This is a genomic window from Vibrio sp. T3Y01, from assembly GCF_013114525.1.
In the GTDB taxonomy this organism is placed as follows: domain Bacteria; phylum Pseudomonadota; class Gammaproteobacteria; order Enterobacterales; family Vibrionaceae; genus Vibrio; species Vibrio chagasii_B.
On sequence record NZ_VTXJ01000016.1, the window covers coordinates 66,466 to 86,058 of the forward strand.

The following is a 19,593-nucleotide window of genomic DNA, read 5'->3' on the forward strand; positions in this document are numbered from 1 at the left end:
GGAGCAGGGAAAAAGTATCTTAGATAAAGTTTTAAAAATGATTTTTTGAGTTGATTAACTAAAAATCAAGACTATAGGAAGAGGCACTAGTTTAATTAAATCAAAGGATAATCCATTTTGATGTCTAACGTTCGAGCGACCCAAGGTTAAGAGCAAGCGTATTTCTCTTGCGTAACGTTATCCAGACAACATTGTAAATACTAATGTGGTTATTAAAGGTGCAGTGCTAAACAGGTAGAAGTGTGGCGAGAGATTTGAAGTCCAATAATCCGAACGGTGAATATCCGCTTTTGTAGTTTCTGATGTTATTGAGGGGAATTACAATGGGTTGGCTTCTCCTTTCCCCGGATTACCATAGACCAATTACTCCTTGAAGAGGTGAATCATGATGGGAAGAAAATATAAAATTAAATATCTTATAAATACATTTTTGATATTGCTACTCTCTTCAATTTCATTTAGCTCGATGTCTGGGAGTCTTGAAATTGATGTAACTAAAATAAATCCAAGTGAATTAGACTCGATCAGGCCGAAAATAATAATTCAAAATGGGGAGGCAAGGCTTTCAAAAGTCGGTTTCTCTACTGAAAAGTTAGTTTTAGATAAACCCTTGGAACATTCAGAAGCTAGGAAAAAGCTATATGAGAATGTAAAAAGTATGCTTGAAAAGAACAAAAATATTTTAGCTGATATTGAGGAAGGTAAAATACCATTTCCAAATGAAAGTACTAAAAGTAGCGTAACAGAGGCATTGCAGTTCAATGACGGTTTTTTAAAAAGTGCCTCTGATACCTTGGGCTCAGATGTAATAGATTCTAATAAATTATACTTTTCAACTTCATATAAAGGTGAAAATGTAGTGATTAGTGAGGTTAAGGATTGGACTTCATTAGAAGAAAGGGGCATATCTCAAGTGATGTCAGACCCCGATAACATTGTTAACACTAGGCTTAATAGACCGGGAGCGGTTAAAAGAGCGAGTGTTGAAAATGGTAGGGAGATAATTCGAGATTTAAAGAAAGGCGGAGGTGAAATAAAGAAGGTTACTGCTTTTACGATCTCGGATGTTCTTGAGACTAATTATCGAAGGATGGGTTTTTCAACACCTAACTGCTTTTAGTTAGGCCTTATATGGCGCAAGAGGTCGCTAAAGCCAAACATATCAAAAAGCTAAGGTTACAGTTAGCTGTAATCAATACCGCAATTGTTATCGCTGATATCAATAAACGTGGCTGGAGACTACATCAGCTAAACCCAAAGAAAGATGATGTTTGGGCTATTGATGTTAACGGCAACTGGCGCGTTACGTTTCAGTTTAGAAATGGAAACGCTTTTATACTCGACTATAGGGACTACCACTAATGATTATGCACAACCCTCCACATCCGGGCGAACTAATCCACGATGTGTACCTTGAACCGTTTAACCTTAGTTCTAGAGCCGTAGCCAAGAACTTGGGTGTAAGCCCATCTACTTTCAACCGCATCGTGAAAGGCCAAAGCTCTATTAGCCCTGAGATGGCACTAAAGCTACAGGTTGTACTGGGCGGAACTCCTGAGAGTTGGTTAGCGATGCAACACCAGTATGATTTATGGAAAGCAAAGCAGACTACTAACCTCAAGGCCGTTAAAACTATAGATTTTGACCAGTTAGCTTTGGCTTAGTCAGATTAGCAAGAGATCATTGGGCTCTGAGCTGCGCTAGAGAAGATATTGCAGAGGCTCGTAGAGTCATAAACATTTGTTTAATCCTAACCATTCCCCCTAATGATCGCTCCAGTCAGACTGGACACTTAGCTAAGCGACATTTTGCTTTTCAAAGTGTTCTTCAACCAAGTTAAGCCTCTTTTCATACTTTTGGTTATTCATTGCTGCAATGATTAATTTTTGAGTTTCCGCTTCATTCAAAGTGACCGTCCATAAAGGTATAAAAGTTTGAACACTAAATTAATCAAAGATATTCAGTACAGCCACTTTAAATCCATAAGCTTTAGCGACGCTCAAACTCTCTACCCTCAAAAAACACTTTCGGTTAAAAACAGGGCAAAGTGATTGATGTTAATGAACAGTAAATTATGCGCCAGCTACACGCTAACAATAACCAAAGACTACTCGCTAACGCTTCCAAGCTCTAAATGTGAGGACTCTATGCCGTCCTACGAGCTACGCCCTACCTGCACAGCAGTAACAAAAAGAAAATACTTCGCACTTCCTTTTCCTTACCACTCGGTATTTTTTGATAACGTTAGATACGATTCGACAACTAAACCTTGGCATCATGTCGTGAAGATTAATGGCAGCGTTTTTTTAAGATAGTATTCACATTACCTTGAATAAGTTCGATACGATCAGCTCGTTTACATTCCCAGGTACTCACAGGAAATTGCTTATCCCATGCCATCATTAACTGACGTTGCTGCTTACTCATATTGTAACGAGCGTAAGTCTCTTCCATATACAAGTACGTTCGAGCAATACGACCACGAGCGCTCATCGGCGGCTCAACTTTACGCTCACTAATTTTCATCGCGCACAATCCGAAGTCAGACTGTTCGTTCGGTAGCATCGTAAAATTGTAATTGCTGCGCATCGCATTAACCGAACCAATTGCAGGAAACAAATTATACAAATCAGATTGCATCAGTCTGTATTCTTGATTCGCTTTGTTCGCGCAGCGTCGTCCTTTATAAGCCTGCCCTTTGCTATTGACGCATAACTCATCCCCTTCACGCCATTCAATAAATGTTCGGCCAAAGTTTTCGGCTGGGACGACATGTTCCCACTCCACTTTTTTTGCTCGCTTCTCGTATTTATCCGACTTAAAACCAGGAGGGGGAGTGATGAATTTTTGACCATCAAAGCTGGCATTACAATACAATGTTTTTCGATGATCGAAATAAACACTCTGTTCTAACTGCTTTTTAGCCGTACTGAATGATTCAATATGGTTATTTCCTGCAAAGACATAAAGTGGAAATAACAACACTGTAGTAACAAAAGCTCTCTTCATACTGACTTCCTACCTTCCAAATTTATAATTTGACTCGGGCTTGAGGGGGTTCCCACCGCTCCCCCCCCCTTCACGAGACAACAAATACCCGCCATGATCGGGCTTTTTTAACAATTGTATGGCTTGACGATAAGTGGTGCGCATCACGCGCCAATCATTACCATCGAGCCGATAACCATCAGGGTTGTCGAGCTGTCCATTTTTAATCATCGACCACAGCTCCACACCAGCGAGTGTGGCTGTTGCACCTTCATTTGATTTCCATCCCAGGCACTGATGCATCTTACCTTTCACTTTCCGATGGATCTGCTCGACAATGTTGTTCAGATACTTAACTTGAAGCACTTCAATCAGGTTAAGCATCTTCCCTGTCAGCCAGAGTTGAACATTGATGTTATGCAGCGCTAACGCGTTGGCACCACTCTTATCGATAACCACTTTTTCTGGTAATCCATTATAGCCGAGCCTTGGTAAAGAAGGCGCGAGCCGCTTTCTCATCACGGCGATTACAGAGTAAAAAATCAATGACATGGCCGTACTTATCAACCGCTCGAGAGTAATATTTCCACTAACCTTTGACGTTAATGTACGTCTCGTCCATTCGCCACGAAGAAGCGACAGGCTTCTTTATTTTACGAGCCTGGTACTCAAACAAGGGGGCATATTTAATGACCCAACGGTTCAAGGTTGAGTGGTCAACATTGATTCCGCGCTCTGCTATCGCGTAATCATTTAACCTTACTGGTGCGCTTTCTTGCTTATCGGCTTTAAAACTTTCATAACTGACGACTGTTTCCACATACCAATACCTGTTAAAGCAAGTGCTGGTATTAGACACCATAGCGTAGCTGTAATATATGCTTCATAGCTTCCTAAGGGTGAATAGAAGGCCGCACCAACAAATAGCGCTAACGCTATGTGTACCCATCTCATAACTATTCTTATGTTCTTACCATTCATGACGCTTTCCTTCTGATGTTATTGTAAGTTCCATGATAAAGCTGCTTTATCTATAGTTCTTATAATTGCGACATACGGTGTTTACAGAGCGTGAGTTGCTCTACCTTAAGATAAATGGGGAAAAATTTGTACAAGTGCAAATATCTATAATCAAACACTTAATGGGCAGATCCAAGCGATTCTGTCGTATCGTGACTACCAAGCGACTTTGCTCAATTATTAAAAACCAAAAGTACGGGGAATCGCTAGGTTTAGATACCCAAGAACAAGGACTTACCTTCCTTCAATCTAACCATTAAGCTTTCTTCATATCAGAGGTAAGGCTATTGATAAAAAAGCGAGCATGAAACCAAATAATTAACACCCTACCCCGAAAATATGACTCTGATAACGAAATACTGCCATTGATAAACCATTGTTGATAACAGACAAACCGTTAGATTAACGCTTCCAGTTCGTTATTTTTTGGTCACTGACACCCAACTCTTTGCCGACTGAGCTATTGTTCGGTAGGGAAGTTCAGGTTCAGATAGACGATCCGCATCTTTATGAACCTCTTCGGTTTACGCTGGATTTTATTTTATATTTAAATAATATATTAATTATAAAATTATATTATTTAATTAAAGTGTCACTCACCACTCAAAGCAAGGCCATTAACGTACTGTATTTAATATAAAACCACCAAGATGAAAATTAATTACCAATAAATTTCACATTCCCCACCTTTTACCTACTCTATTTAATTTTTATATAATTATATAACATTAAAAACGAAGTCCCCTTCAAATAAAATTATTATCGAGGAGAGCTAGGGTTTTCTTAGCTATTATATCTCGCTAACTTTTTTAAAGGGCGACCAATTAAAATTAAGTATTTTATTTATTATTTAGGTTGACGTAATGAAAATTAGATTACCCCTTGTTAGTCTTTCACTTCTGCTTCTTCTTGGTTGTAAAGAAAAAGCGGGCTCTGAGGTGCAGAAGATATCTGAGGTGCAGAAGATATTTGCCGGTGAATTACTCCTCTCACCAAATGAAATGGTTGGTTTCTCAGAAATCGTGGAGAGCGAACCTCAAATACCTGCTGCAATGAACCCAGAGTTTGAGGTCATGTCAGGGAAAGAGTTCGTAAAACTGACCAAGGATAAAAAGATCGTAGCGCTCAAAAATGGTCAAGCGCAGCTAAAAAATAAACGGAATGGTGATTTATATCACTTAAAAATTGATTCAAATGACTTAGGGACAAAATTTTTAAACATAGCTTTCATCGATTTATACTCGGGACTTGTGCTGACTGAAGATGTACCCCTTACCGTAGGTCATCACTACGCCTTAGGAATGTCTAGCCGCTTCCCATTAAAGCAAAACGATGTGAAATTAAAGACTCCGATGGGGAAGCTCGTCCAACAAGATGCCCTCGGTAATATCTTCCTTACTCCTACCGAGGAAAATCTTCAAGACAAAGAAGAGGAACTTTTAATACAAATCCAAGTGAACGGTCGGGAATACGCGAAATATTTTAAAATACAACAAAAACAGTTAAGTGGAAGCAAGCTAATTACTGATCCTCAAAAGCGTTTCTTGCCTGTCGGGGCAGAAGTCGCCCCTTTGGTTTCGTATATTAACGCGGACGGGAAGGTTCACCCTGTTAGAGCGGAGTTGTTAACTTATGTAATTGAAGGACAAAAACTATCTCTGGCAGAACTCCACGATTTTCTGTCAAATCCAAGGAACATAGGACGTCATGAGATCTTAGTTAAACACCCCAATATAGTCGAGGCGGCGAGTTTAAATTATGAAATTGTAACGTTGGGCGATTTTGTGACAATGTTCGAAACCACTGTCAACCTGCCATCTTTACCAGAAGTATTACAAGCACATATCGATGTTCCATATCGTCTACTTATCACAAGCAACGGAGTAGATGTCACATCCTTAGTCGAAATCGAGGTAAGCCCTGACGGGGCTGGGAGGATTGAAGACGGTTTTCTTATTATGTCTGAAAACGCCTTAGTCTCTCTCTCGATTAACGGGAGTAAGCTTTCTTCGTACCTACCCCATCAGCCCGATTATTACAAAGTGAAGGTAGATAACACAGATCTACGTTTAAACCTTAATGTAGCAGATAGCCTCTACACGAGAAGGGATAAAGGCTTGCCCGTCCGTTTATTATTGAATGACGTTAATGTCACTAACCGTAACCTAGAAGTTGAATTCATTAACTCCAACGGTGAAAAAGTCCCCGGAAGTAAAGGAAAAAAAGCCTGGTCAACCTGTAATTTGAGTTTCTCTGAACCACGGGCAATGGTTCTTTTTGATGACAAAATTTATGGAGTGCCAGGAAACCAAACGCATGAATCATTGTTCACGTTTGACTGCCGTGAAAGAGATTATATCAACCCAATCCAAGCTATAGATTTTGTGGCGATAAGCAGTATGGGGAGCAATGAGATAATAAACCGCTATGGCGCACCTTCATTAAAGCACATCGAAACAAATGGTGTTTATAGGATATCGTATGATAAGTTTAACCAACAACCAGTTCAGGTTAATGTCTCTCCATTTCTGAACGACATTTTCAATCATTATAGCAAAAATTGGCTTATAGGACCGTACACAGTTTCAGGTTCTGAAGACCTAATAGTAGATTCATGGGGGAACCTAACGTTTTTAGGAAACTTCCAACCATCTCTCCTAACTCTCGAATTTCAAGCAGAGGAACTAATCACCTATGATCTTGAGATTGATTACAACAACATCAAAACATCAGATACTCACATATATAATCAAAATCATCATTCAATGACTCTTGCCAAAAATATTGAATTAAATGGTCAACAGCTATCTTTCGAAGATATACCTTACCTAAAATTGGGGAGTCCAATAATGGTAAGTGCTATAAATGAAGAAGGTGAAAATACAGATATTACTTCTCACATTCGCCTTAAGGCCGATAGAAACACTGAGAATGATGCCATCATATTAAGCGGTAATCGGTTGTACATAAACAGTAATGGGTCGGAGGGTCAATATCGATTTGATTTGTTAGATAATACATACAGGCAAGAGTTTGCAAGCGTCCTTTTTAACGTCGTCGACACGATGAAAATACGTGTCATTCAAGGTCCACACTTAGATACGTCAATACCCGTAGGCTCAACTGGTCGCTTGGCATTTAAAAGAAAAGACGGGACAGACTATGAAATTAAATTCAATCGAACCACCTCTTTTTTAAGGTCTTATCAATACATGTCTACAATGTATGGTAATATTTTCTCGAAATCAGGGGGGAATATTTTACCAGTAGATACTAAATTAAATGTAATCAATGTGATAAGCTCAGCTTATCGAAATGGCTTTGGTATCAGTGATAATCTAATGGCCGAACTGGAACAACCTATTCAATATGACTTCGAGATTATCGATCCATCAGGAAACTTATTATTTTACCAGTCCCGCTAACTGATTATCCATTGATTAACAAAAAAATAGACTAAGAATGTCGTCTGGAGGGCATTCTTTTCTAAAAAATCACCTCAAACATCAAGATTAACGATTAAAAATTTACACTATAAATAGCCTCCACCCTATTACATCGCACTTATCTATTTTTCGCTGATGATTCAATAACATTTTATATTCTTACAGATAACCATTAGATAAAACCTACCCCTCTATTGGAAGGGGTTGTGGTGTAAATTTGACCACACGCTGTATCTACATTAATACTCCAAGTACTGACAAGATTCTAGAACGCACCATTACATCAAGCAATCCCATAAAATAAATATCATTTAGAGACTGGGGGCATTTCGCAGACAGTATCTAACTCTAAATCCCATCATAAACCCTTAATGAAAATAAATTAAATTTAAATTATTACCAAATAGCCTTTATATTCGTTATTATATAATGATTTAAAATTTAACTAAAATCCCCTTTCTAAGGAGAACAATTTACTAGATTTAAATACATTTCCATTCAATTAACTTTAGCCGTTGAAATCATGGTTTTTCTTATAAAAAAGAGTACGTTGCTATGATAAATAAAAAACTAGAAAAAACAATTCAAAAAAAACGAGGTTTAGAGACTCTATTACGCTATCTTCGGATTAAGTTAAAAAGTAGAAAAAATAAAAATGCATCTCTCGATGTGAGATACCTTTCTGACCATTTAAAAAAAGATATTGGGGTATATGATAAGTACCGCTAACATAATTAATGTATCTTCGTCCTCTTGCTTACTGGTTATGTCGCAAAGTTTGGTTGACTACATACGCACTAATTTTTAGATGCAATTAGACTGCTAGCACAAAATTAATTCCAAGCAAATAAGCCTTCAGGATTGTAGAGCTGTCTATTATCATAGCTCCAGTTCTGCAAGCGGCAGAACTGGCTCCATCATCAGGTTCCTACCCCAGGCAAGGAGGCATCTTACCTTTCCGGTAACTTTGCTCAGCTATTAGACAATGGTCAATAACATAGATGTGATTAATAACCAAATTTCCGCTTTATTACCATCTTTCAAGCTGAACAAGAGGGAAACCAAAACATGTATCTAGCCTCATTCATAGCTTTGGTTGGCTCGCTATTATTTACATATTTCGGGATACCACTAGGTGCAATGTTCGGTGCTCTAATTGCTCTTTTATTAACGTCAAAAGCAGGGTTTACTCTAACTCTTCCCGAAAGCACATTGACTGGTGTCCAGTTAATCCTTGGGACCACAGTGGGCTCAATCGTCCCTGTACAAACTCTTTCCAAGGGTTATCCGATATTACTTTTTTTAGGACTCGTCCTTTGTATGTCAGCACAAGTTCTCACCTCCTATATCTGGCTTTATAAGCGAGAGAAATGGTCAAAATATGAAAGCCTACTTGGGTCGGTTCCGGGAGCAATGGCCGCGGTTCTTGTCATTAATGAAAAGCACAATTCGCCTTCTAGTAAAGTAGTTTTCACTCACACAGTTCGACTCATATTCTTAATCATTGCTTCCGCTCTTCTTGTCTCAACGGACAAATCACCAGTTCCTGGACCTGCTATTTCATTAGACAATCTTTGTATACTTCTCCCACTTTTCCTCGCCTACTTTTCAGGTTTACTTTTCGATAAAATTGGGACTCCTGCACCGTATATGGTAACTGGAATGTTAGCAACTATGTTTGTAAGCGCAGGGTTACCGTCATACAATTTTCTTGTTCCGACAGAACTTGTATTTATTGCGACATCCGCTCTAGGGGCATTGATAGGGATCCGTCTAAAAGATATAACCGGTGCAGATGTCTTCTCTTATGCGCGAGCAGGGATCATTGCTACAACGTTAAGTCTTACAGTAACGGTTAGTTTTGCCTATATATTCAGTAAGCTAATTGATAAGGAGTTCCTAGTACTCTTGATGTCATGGGTTCCAGGCAGTGTTGAGTCTATGACTGTTGCTGCTATTTATCTTGGGCTAGAGCCTGCACTAATTATGCTTAGTCATATCATTCGCATGATAATCCTTCATTCTATTCCTCTCTGCTCCAATGTTTATAAACATTTACGAAGCAATTATGAAAGGTGACATTGGCTTAGTTTCATTAAAGAACCTCGGTTAATATTAACGCTATTCTCCTAGGTTAGCCCAAGTAACCTGAACTCTGTAAACGCATGCGAGCCTTTGGGGTCAATTCATATAGCCAAGCCAATCAATATGACCACTTCCCCATTCCTTTGCACTCATTGGTTTTATATAAAGCTCATCGACCTGTTCAACAGCAACACCATAATTCGTGTGTTCATGAAGCCTTAACCAAGAGTTGCTTCCCCTGGTTTACTCGCCACCTTTGGTATTTTAACTTTGGTGTCGTAACTCACACTTATTTACAAAACTCCAAGTGTGACTCACCAAAACCCTAGTCATAAAGTTTGGTGCACTTATTTTGTTCCAAAAAATCCCCTTCATATCTAAGCCATTCAACCTCCTCATCGGTACCATGCCATTTATGTCAGTTAGGATATGTCAGTTAGGAGCCTCGAAGGTATTAATAACGAAAGAAGCCTCCGAGAGGTTTTATGTCTAAATTTTTGTTCAGATTAAGTGCAACTTCGTTGAATTGATCACTACCGACCGAATAATTTTGAGAGAAACTCAAGAGCAAGGGGCATAAATTATTATTACTTCGATGTGTTTCTATTCTTACGCTGTTAGCCTAAAGATTTGATGGGTTAGAATATGACCCCGACGCTGATGAAAATGGGCCATTTGCTCGAAATTATCCGAGGTTTAAATCAGGCTCACCGTGACATCTTTAATCAACAAGGCTCCTTATGAAAAATAGTACGATTGGCATCATTGGTATTGGCCCTCGAGGACTAAGCGTTTTAGAGCGTATAATAGCCCTCTCAATAGATCGCCCCCATCAACCATTAGATATAAAAGTATTTGACCCAAACCTTCCAGGCTCTGGATGTCATAATGTCAAACAACCGAATCATTTACTCGTAAATACAGTCAGCTCTCAAATCACTATGTTCGCTGATGAGAGTGTGAGTGAAGCTAAAAATATAATTTCAGGGCCTAATTTTTATCAATGGTTGTGCGAAAGACCCAAAGATGAGCTAAGTCCTAAAACAATATTGCCGAACGAATACTATTCTCGTGCTCTTTTTGGTGAGTATCTGAATTGGGTATTTCACTACCTTGTTGATATGTCCTTTTCACATATCACGATCGACTATGTACCTTCTGAAGTTATTGATATCACTAAGTTAGATGATCATTCTTGGAATTTACTTGATGACCGAAGCATTATCACCAATGTTGAATATCTCTACTTAACTACAGGGCACACGAAAGCCAAATATATAAACCCTGATACTGCCCAAGAAATTTTTAATCCATACCCATTAAAAGAAAAACTAAAAAATATCACTTCAAATCAAACGGTCGCTCTCCAAGGGCTCGGATTAACGGCTTGTGACATTCTGGCAGAGTTGTCGATTGGGCGTGGCGGAGAATTCATCCGCCCTCAAAAAGGTTGCCTTCAATATTTACCTTCTGGAAATGAGCCCAAAATCATCGCCTATTCACGCTCTGGTCTGCCTTTGTCCGGAAGAGCGGAAAACCAAAAAGGAACATCTAAGCAGTACCATGCTAAGTTTCTAACTCCTGAGAAGGTCGCCAACTTTAGAGAGCGAGGGGACGTCAGTTTTATAAAAGACATACTGCCTTTGCTTATAAAAGACATGGAGTATGCGTACTACGAAAGCTACCTAAGCCAAAAGAAAGGGCTTATTGCGGCCCAAAAATTCTGTAACCAGTTTCTATACTCACGACTGAATGAACAGAAAGTGCTCGTTGCTAAAACCATTTCGATTGAAGATAGGTTTAGTTGGGAGAAACTTGCCGCACCAATCCCAAGCTACGCGCTTGCCTCTCCAGACGTCTATATTGCTTGGCTGATAGGTTTCCTTGAAGCCGATATTAAAGAAGCTAAAAAAGGGAACCTCAGTAGCCCAATAAAATCGGCTAGCGACGTATTACGTGACTTAAGAGATCTCATTCGAAGTGTTATCGACTTTAAAGGCCTGACGGAAGAATCACATCGTTGGGTTGATTCTGTGTTTATTCCTTTGATGAACCGGCTCGCCGTAGGTCCACCAAAAGAAAGAATAGAAGAGATGGTCGCTTTGCTTAAAAGTGGTGTACTCAAGTTAAATCTTGGCCCTTCGCCAGACGTAAGGCATTGTTCGAATACAAACTTGATCACTCTCAAATCAACGGTGTGGCCTGAACTACAAGAACAAGCCAACATAAAAATTCATGCAAAGATCCCTATACACAGCCCGGGAGACGATGGGACTGAGCTCTGGAAAAACCTTTTAGCTAAACAATATACAAGGCTTTACTTCAATGGAAATTATCATCCCGGTGGTATTGATGTAACACCAAACATGAATGTGCTCGATGCAAACGGAATCGAGCAAAATAACATTTGGGCGCTAGGCATTCCGACAGAAGGCAATAAATTTTACACCTTTATCATACCTAGACCTGGAGTTAACTCTACGGCGATTGTCGACGCAGGTAGGTCGGTCCGGGCTCTCTTTAAACAGTTGTCTTAGGCCTAGGCTTAAGATGAACAAGATGTCACAAGTTAAACTATTAAACCGCACCTCTTTCGCAGGGCTAGTTGCAATATTAGTCGGAAATGGCATTGGCCGCTTTGCCTACATAGCCTTAATGCCTGTGCTCATTCAGAGCAATTGGTTCTCAAGCGAAGATACCTCCATTCTTGGCGCTGCAACACTCATTGGTTATATCTTAGGAGCTCCTGCTTCAAGTTTTTTACAGAAATATTATTCAATAGGCACACTCATACGTGCCTCTCTGTTATTAAGTAGCTTTAGCTACCTTGGTTGTACTTTGAAATCTGCTCCCTTTGAATGGTTTTTGACATTGAGAACCATCGCTGGAGTATCGGGATCCGTTCTTATGGTGCTAGTCCCACCAATGATTGTTAGCCTTCACCCCCAAGAGATGAAAGCAAGAATCAGTGGCATAGTATTTTCAGGGATTGGTCTTGGTGCGATGATTTCAGGAACGTTCATACCTCTACTTATCTCTCAAAGTGTCGAAAGCGCCTGGTTAGGTATGGGAACGATCGCTTTCCTCGCCACTGTCTTAACATGGAACACATGGTCTCTCGAGGTTAAACCAAATCACTGCGCTAAAAGCCCCTCAACGTTTAATGCCTTATCTAAGTATGAGCGTATCAGTATTAGCTGCGTACTTTTAGCTTATGCCTTTAACGCCATTGGTTATTTACCTCATTCTCTCTTTTGGGTCGACTATATTGTTCGAGAGCTAGGAATGAGTTTGACGAGTGGTGGCTTTTACTGGGCAATTTTTGGCATCGGTGCTGGTATTGGACCAATAATTACCGGTACATTAGGTGATAAGTTCGGACTTAAAAAAGCACTATTGGTTGCATTTTCGTGTAAAGCGATAGGGGTAGCACTCCCCTTGTTAAGTACAAATAAGATTGCACTTTTTGCTTCATCTATACTCGTTGGTCTGTTTACCCCTGGCACCGTAACACTCGTCTCAACTTACACCTTAGAAATTGTTGGGACAAAGCTCCATACTAAATCTTGGGGGGCAATGACAATGGCTTTTGCTATATCGCAAGGCGTAGGTGCCGTTGTGATGGCTCATTACGCCCCACAACTCACCAGCTATAACGTCCTATTTATAATCAGTGCGAGTGCACTCATTTTATCGATAGTCTGCCTTGCATTTACATCAACCAAACAGCAAACATAAACATTGCTCAAACGAGTTGTTGCTCATGAAACTCTCCCCCATTTCCCTCTAGAGTTGGACGACCTTGGTATACGTCAGACGTAATAACTTTTATCGCTCTCAGTCTTCTATCACGGCAGACGGCAAAGCGTACGCTCCTTTCTGTATCACCTTTTCAGCATAATCAAAGCCAACCCTAAATCGAAAAACCCCAACTGGGTTAATCGACTTGGCTCCCAGTTTAGAGAAAGCTTTCCCTGCTTTGGTTCGAAAAGAAGAAGCCTGTGGATTGGTGGTAATACTGACCCGATTGTGACTGATGTCTTCCTCTGGAATAGAACCGGGTGCCTCTCCCACCAAGTAGTGGGCTCGCCCATCTTCGCTGTATTGGACTCGCCCTGAAGGAGCCTCTGTCGCGGTTCTCCTGCGGATCTTATCACCGCTTGTCGCGTATCGATATTCGAGCGATACCGGTAAGTTGATATTGCCGTCGGCTTCGAAGAACATGGTCGGGCGCTTGTCCAATCCCTGAAAAGCCGTCTCTACCGCTTCGGTGATATCAGACATAACATGACACAGCGCCACTGGGTCTGTTTCGGCTATCACTCCCACCGCAAAACCTACAGCGCATCCTGCCACTGCAGATACGATATCACCGGCCAACCAAGCCGCAAAATCGTCCTTATCCTTGGTCGCAATTTCAACCACATAACTCCCAGAGGCGGGGGCCGCTTTTAATGATATCTCCGGTTTGAAAGTAGTGCCCGCCGTCTTACCTCTCATCAATTTTTGCGTTTTCCACAAATTCAGTCTTGCTACCAAGCTGCCAGTAAATTTTTTGTAATAGATATCGTGTGAGCCCATGTAGCGCCAGTCGGTACTGTTGACCGACGTGAGCTGAAATGGCAGCTTACCACCATGCTTTCTCACCAGCATTGGCAGAAGATCAAAGCCAGCTTGTGATGCCTTCGCGTCTTTAAACTGTGGCATACTCCCGCTGACCACCTTTATTGCATCTCTGAAAGCAATCGACATCCACATCGTCGGCATATTACAGTCCGTGTCTGTATCGGTTTGACAGTAGCCGTTAGCCGATTTTTTCCACGGATTACCTTTCAGCGCTGGGCTTGGGGCATTGATAACCACTTCCAGCTCAAACACATCACCCAACCCCCTGAGCTCATTACTCGTCACATCCAGCCCTAAGCGCAATAGCCAGGAAAATTTGCCACCACCACCAATGTGATCATTGACGGTGTAGTAGTCCGGCCAGCCCTCCAGCGTCGCAAAGCTATTGTCAGCAAATTGCATTGTCTGTTTATCGACATTCGGATGCTGAGGTAACTCGGCCAGTAAAGAGGGTAGCGAAACTGTATGGAGCGCTGGGTCAATTAGAACCGCATCCCTGAAACGGGCACCAGCATCTCCCATTGAATCGCATTGACTGACATTGACATCAAAAATTTTACATCGCCACCAATTAACTAGATGACCTAATTCTTCAAAATAGAATTTATAAAAATCTTCACTATCACGTGACACTAGATCTGAGTTTATAACGATCATCGCGTGTTGCTTGGTAAATACCAGACCCGCAGGACGCTTCCCAATGGCTGCAGAGTCGACCCAATAAGGTTGACGCTGTTGATGGTACGCAGGGTCGGCAATGACTTTATACAGTTCATTGGTAACCTGATCGCGTGTCCATGACGCATAAAGCGGATTGGATTTAGCCACTTCTTCGTATCCTTTTCCAAAGGAGTGATTAAAAATAGTCGCTAATTTTGTGGCGAAGAGACGGCCTCCACTTGCATACTTAATCTCAGTCAGAGAGCCGTGGTCAAAGCGCGACGGGGTGGCTAAGAACGAGGTGAAGTTACGGTTCTCAGGAGTAAAATTTTGCTGGACATTAATTTCCTGCTCACTGGCGCCCTGCCAGAAGTCATAGTCGATACGTTCGGCTTGGGAACGCCAATCAACAAGATTTTGATAGTCAGACTGGATAAGATTCCTTTCTCCTGGGTTATCTCGCCATAGACCTGCTTGACGAATGCTCTCAATCACCTCATCGCCTAAATCATTAATTGCATCGGAGACGACATCTTGTAAGCCTTGACCAATCGTCGAATCGTTGCTCAAATCAGTCAGAACATCGGTCAAAAACTTTATTTCTTTCTGGTTTAACGCCCCTGGTTCAGTAACGAGCTCGACCACACCCTCGACGGCTTCTCCCACCGGTCCAGCTAAGCCCAATAACATCCGTCTGAGATTTTTACCGGTAGGGTGCCGAGCATAATCTACGATATGTTTGATTTCCGGACCAACCAGCGGAAGATGTTCAACCGTCTCTAAGAGAATATGCTCCGGGCTAGCGTCCGTGAGATACTTCTGCATCGCCGTCTGGTAATCAGCTTTGGCTTGTTGCGCACTTTTCTCGTAACCCGCTTTGAGATTTTTAAGGGCGTCTAAGGTCTGACTTTCTTCCTTGAGTAGCCCGGAAAAATGGGTCGGATCATTTTCAGCCCAAGTTTCATGCAGTTTATGCCAACGACTCTCACGGGCCAGTTGAATGTTGTCCCTGGTTGATTTCAGCTCCGCGTCATACTCCTTCTTGAGATCGTCGAGCGCCTCTCGTAAATCCTTAAGCTGCTCGTGAGAGACGAGGCAGACTATCGCCATCGGCAAAATCCACGCCAACTTGCAATCGCTATTCTTGCTGCTTCGTTTCTTTTTAACACGATTTTGTAATGACAAGATGCGAGGTCTAAAATCGTCGTTAACTTTTTTCATTTCATAGATTTTCATCTGAGAGAAAAGAGTCTCCATATTAATCATTGTGGCATCAATATTGGCTTGCACGGTTTGGTGACTGAACGTTTTTTCTACTGAGGCCACTTTGGCACACCAGTGTCCAGGCATCTCGGAGCTATTATGGCCCGTGGTTTGCGCTAAGGCCTGACCGCAAGTCACAGGACGTGCACGACGGATAATGTCCGGATAGTCATTGAGATTGCGGCCTTCCTCAAACCACTCTCCCCCAAGGTAGGTCCAGGTTTTTCTCTCGCCAGTCGAAAGCTGATGGGCTTGCCCGTTGGGTAAATAGACCGTCACTTGTGAATCTGTATTGACCACATCCACAATGACACGTTTAGTTTGCTCGATAGGTGAACGATGTGTGTAGGTATCACCCACACTTGCCCCTGGTGGGATGAACTGCGCTTCCCCGTTAGATGCTAAAGCCTGTATATGAGCATGTGATTTGTTTGATAAGGAATAGACCATAGTCTGTTCCAAGGCTTCGGGCAGCACTAGGCTCGCGAAGGTTCCTGTCTCTTGAGGATTTCCATCGAATTTAAGAATTAACTGGTTGGTGTTGCTAAGATATCCCGCAACTTGATTGGCATTAGTTCCCATGTCTTGCAAGATGAAAGGATTAGTAATCTCATGCTGTTGGGTGTAATCGAGCCGGGTTAAACAACGTTGCCCATCGAGAGAATAACATTGGGCGTCCCCTTTCAGATTGTCCGAATACCACGAATCGAACCCGAATGACCCACCGTCAAACCACTTCACCTCCTTGTTTTTGGCCAGATGGCAAGAGGAGTCGATATTTTCATAGCCAGTTACACCAAAAACATTCTCATAGTTGCGCACCGCCGCTCGGGGAACAAAATCGTCTCGACTCCCACATTCAAGAATGGTCAGCTGATCGTAATCAAGATCGAGAGTTGACACATCAATGGTTGTTGTCCCGTCGTAGGTCAATAAACCAATCCGTTTTGAGGTCGGCATCACAGTATAGAGAAAACCATTGCCATTCTGAAGGACTGCTCTTTTGATATCTAACTGAGGGAGATTTTCAGAAAATTCGCCACTTGGTGAAGCGCTTTCTAACCGAGGGTAATTGAATCTAATACCTTCAAGAAGCCAGCCATCAGACCAGAGTGATATACTAATTAAATCCGGTTGAATCTCGTGTTCACTTTTGACAATGTTGGACGCAGAATCAGATCTGCCAAAGGATATGTTATCTCCGTTGTTATAGTGAAATTCGATTTTTACTATCGATGGCTTTTCAGCACTTCCCCAATAAAAGTTGCCGCTATATATGACCATCTTATTTAAACCAACGGTGTCTAAAGACGAAATGATGCCGCCCTCGCCACCGATCCGATAGATTGTTTCTTCAGAGTCATAGGTATAAACAAATCCGTCAATCGCTGCACCGTGACGAATTGACAACTCATTGAGCTTACTCATCTCAATATTGACAGCGTATTTGGCATCAGTTCTGCCAAATTCATAGTGAGAGAACCTTTCGTTCGTAGGCTGAAACGCTGAAGAAATAGTGCTGAATACCCCAAAAAATATCCCCAGCAGCCCAAGAAACGTCTTTGTTCCTAAGAGAAATCTGCGTTCAATAACCATATGCCCCTCCAGTTTCCCCGTAGGGCGACTAACATAACTTTATTGATAATGAAATTAGGATATCGAACAAATAAAGAGACATAATTTATACATAATTATGTCTCTTTATCATAAATATTAGTTTTCTCGTAAGCGTCTTCAAATCATTGAATTCCTAATATCGACCCAGATATCGCCAAATAAGGCGGTATCTATCATTCTGAGCGGTATTCAGTGAGAGACGGACTATTTCGATTTGAAGGCGCATTGTTGGTCAAGCGGCTGCAATTCTTACCGGAAGGGAGCGAGGTAGTAAGCGATAACCCAACCTATAAAACATGGGAAATCAGCAAAAAAGATTTAGAATATAAAGATTTCCATGAAAACAGCACTTCCTCATAGCTTCTGCAGAGAGAACTGAAGTGAAATTTTTATAATCAGGACTTTCTAAATGTACTGCTCGACAATTTAAATGTATCGACCGAACTAGGTGCTAAAGCAGCGTCACCAAAGACATCACTAGGCTTATCTGTTAAAGCATTAAAAGTATGACCATGGTATGAGTCCGTGCACTTTTAGGCGGGGTTTTGTCTATCTGGGGGATAACAATAGCTTGGTACTCCTATGGTTCCCCTCAAACTAGCACAACCCTTGCTAAGGCTGATTAATCAGTCCAATCGAGCACTGTTTCATTCGATGGGGAAATGCTTTTATCATTTTTTGGGTCATCAGGGTATGACTCATTCTAGTTGGCAAGAAAGTGATTATTGTCTCACCTCTTCCTCGCTACATAACGAGAGTGGATTTTTGGCCCGTAATCAAGACAGCCGAGGGGTTTGGCCTACCTCGTGACAAAACAAACATTCTCCACTGATTTTTATAAAAACCTTATTAAATCGTGCTTATAAACAAAGCAATTACTCTATATTTATTTCTTAAAAATAGAATGATGTCTCTTGATTAGTTTCTATATATGTATTAATTTTAATGTTATTGTCACTTTAAGAAAGGAGATAAAAATGATGAAACCTAGCCCTTTTTCCTTCTTTCTCTTCCCGAGAATGTCTTGGTATACCCTTGACCCATCAATAAAAAACAACTCAGAAACCTCTAATAGCTAATTGGGGTATAATTATTTAGCATTAGAATCTATGGTTATTTAGCCTACACTTATGCCAAATAAATCATAATCTAAATTTATCTCCTTATTGATAACTTGAAATCATCATAAAAAGACGGGGAACTAACTTCGAATTTCAATGATGATGTAATATTAGATGGTAAAGTTATGCTACGACCAAAACTTGAAAACTTAAACACCTCTATTGGAAACTGTTTACTACAACGTAATGAATCAGGCGCAGAATTGATTCTTAGTAATAAAAAATCATTTTCTATCACAGCACCTGAGAGTTGTATACTTGAGACTCTCATTAAGAATGATAAGCTCATATCAACCAAAGAAGAGTTGGTCATTGCCGCTTGGGGGAGCCCGGATATCATTGGTTCAAACTCTTTACCAGTTGCGATTACTAATCTAAGAAAAGTCTTAAAAATTGATAATATCAAAATCGTTAATATTCCAAGAAAAGGTTACAAACTTAATATCCCTGAATCTGAATCTTCGCTAGACTTCCCTAAACAGATAAAATTAAATCACTACCCTAGATACGCATTTTGGGGTATTTCTTCAACGATCTTAATTACAATAATAATAGGTAGTTATTTCTCTTTCTGGCATGAATTTGAGATTGTCAATGTCAATGTCAATAATCAATCTAGTCAAGTATGTTTAACTAAAAAAGATGAACTAGAATTAATCTTAACATCTTCTGAAAAACAAGTCGCTTTTACCGAAGCCTCTCAGACGGTTCCATAATATCTCGTCATTTATAATTATTCTAAAGGATACAACATATAATCATCGGCT

Annotated in this window: 11 protein-coding genes and 2 pseudogenes; 9 read left to right on the forward strand and 4 right to left on the reverse strand. The window is 40.8% G+C overall.

The window, feature by feature from the left end:
- The first annotated feature begins 385 nt into the window (after positions 1-385).
- The 3 genes from F0232_RS16990 to F0232_RS17000 are packed head-to-tail and all read left to right on the forward strand — an operon-like array spanning position 386 to position 1,664.
- Positions 386-1,120: a hypothetical protein gene (locus F0232_RS16990; protein ID WP_171750915.1), complete on the forward strand. Its 735-nt coding sequence runs from the start codon at positions 386-388 to the stop codon at positions 1,118-1,120.
- Positions 1,121-1,131: 11 nt separating this feature from the next.
- Positions 1,132-1,362, forward strand: a complete 231-nt coding sequence (locus F0232_RS16995) for a type II toxin-antitoxin system RelE/ParE family toxin (RefSeq protein ID WP_246859878.1) — start codon at positions 1,132-1,134, stop codon at positions 1,360-1,362.
- Positions 1,362-1,664, forward strand: a complete 303-nt coding sequence (locus F0232_RS17000; RefSeq protein ID WP_048659320.1) for a HigA family addiction module antitoxin — start codon at positions 1,362-1,364, stop codon at positions 1,662-1,664. Before F0232_RS16995 ends, F0232_RS17000 begins: the two co-directional genes overlap by 1 nt.
- A 625-nt stretch (positions 1,665-2,289) precedes the next feature.
- Here the strand turns inward: F0232_RS17000 and F0232_RS17005 are convergent.
- Positions 2,290-3,009 carry an endonuclease gene (locus F0232_RS17005; RefSeq protein WP_171750916.1) on the reverse strand — a complete coding sequence of 240 codons (720 nt, stop codon included), beginning with the start codon at positions 3,007-3,009 and terminating at the stop codon, positions 2,290-2,292.
- A gap of 189 nt (positions 3,010-3,198) precedes the next feature.
- A pseudogene (locus tag F0232_RS17015) lies at positions 3,199-3,727 on the reverse strand (IS6 family transposase); the annotation flags it as partial.
- A gap of 1,144 nt (positions 3,728-4,871) precedes the next feature.
- Between F0232_RS17015 and F0232_RS17020 the strand changes: the two are divergent.
- The 3 genes from F0232_RS17020 to F0232_RS17030 all read left to right on the forward strand — a co-directional run bounded on the left by F0232_RS17020 (position 4,872) and on the right by F0232_RS17030 (position 9,533).
- Positions 4,872-7,433, forward strand: coding sequence for a hypothetical protein (locus F0232_RS17020; RefSeq protein ID WP_171750917.1), 2,562 nt, complete (start codon positions 4,872-4,874; stop codon positions 7,431-7,433).
- A 576-nt stretch (positions 7,434-8,009) separates the two neighbouring features.
- Positions 8,010-8,183, forward strand: a complete 174-nt coding sequence (locus F0232_RS17025; protein ID WP_171750918.1) for a hypothetical protein — start codon at positions 8,010-8,012, stop codon at positions 8,181-8,183.
- A 339-nt stretch (positions 8,184-8,522) separates the two neighbouring features.
- Positions 8,523-9,533, forward strand: coding sequence for an AbrB family transcriptional regulator (locus F0232_RS17030; RefSeq protein WP_171750919.1), 1,011 nt, complete (start codon positions 8,523-8,525; stop codon positions 9,531-9,533).
- 102 nt (positions 9,534-9,635) lie between these two features.
- On the opposite strand, the pseudogene F0232_RS25075 reads toward F0232_RS17030, so the two are convergent.
- Positions 9,636-9,767, reverse strand: a pseudogene (locus F0232_RS25075) (GNAT family N-acetyltransferase); the annotation flags it as partial.
- A gap of 512 nt (positions 9,768-10,279) precedes the next feature.
- Here F0232_RS25075 and F0232_RS17035 point away from each other — a divergent pair.
- Together F0232_RS17035 and F0232_RS17040 are read left to right on the forward strand one after the other, a co-directional pair.
- Entirely contained in the window at positions 10,280-12,076 is a 1,797-nt protein-coding gene (locus tag F0232_RS17035) for an FAD/NAD(P)-binding protein (protein ID WP_171750920.1), read from the forward strand.
- 22 nt (positions 12,077-12,098) lie between these two features.
- A complete protein-coding gene (locus F0232_RS17040; RefSeq protein WP_171750921.1) occupies positions 12,099-13,277 on the forward strand; it encodes a YbfB/YjiJ family MFS transporter in 1,179 nt (392 codons plus the stop codon).
- 99 nt (positions 13,278-13,376) lie between these two features.
- On the opposite strand, the gene F0232_RS17045 is transcribed toward F0232_RS17040, so the two are convergent.
- Positions 13,377-17,684: a beta-prism lectin domain-containing protein gene (locus F0232_RS17045; protein WP_171750922.1), complete on the reverse strand. Its 4,308-nt coding sequence runs from the start codon at positions 17,682-17,684 to the stop codon at positions 13,377-13,379.
- Between the two features lie 1,267 nt (positions 17,685-18,951).
- On the opposite strand from F0232_RS17045, the gene F0232_RS17050 reads away from it, so the two are divergent.
- Positions 18,952-19,542: a helix-turn-helix domain-containing protein gene (locus tag F0232_RS17050; protein ID WP_171750923.1), complete on the forward strand. Its 591-nt coding sequence runs from the start codon at positions 18,952-18,954 to the stop codon at positions 19,540-19,542.
- Positions 19,543-19,593: the final 51 nt, after the last annotated feature.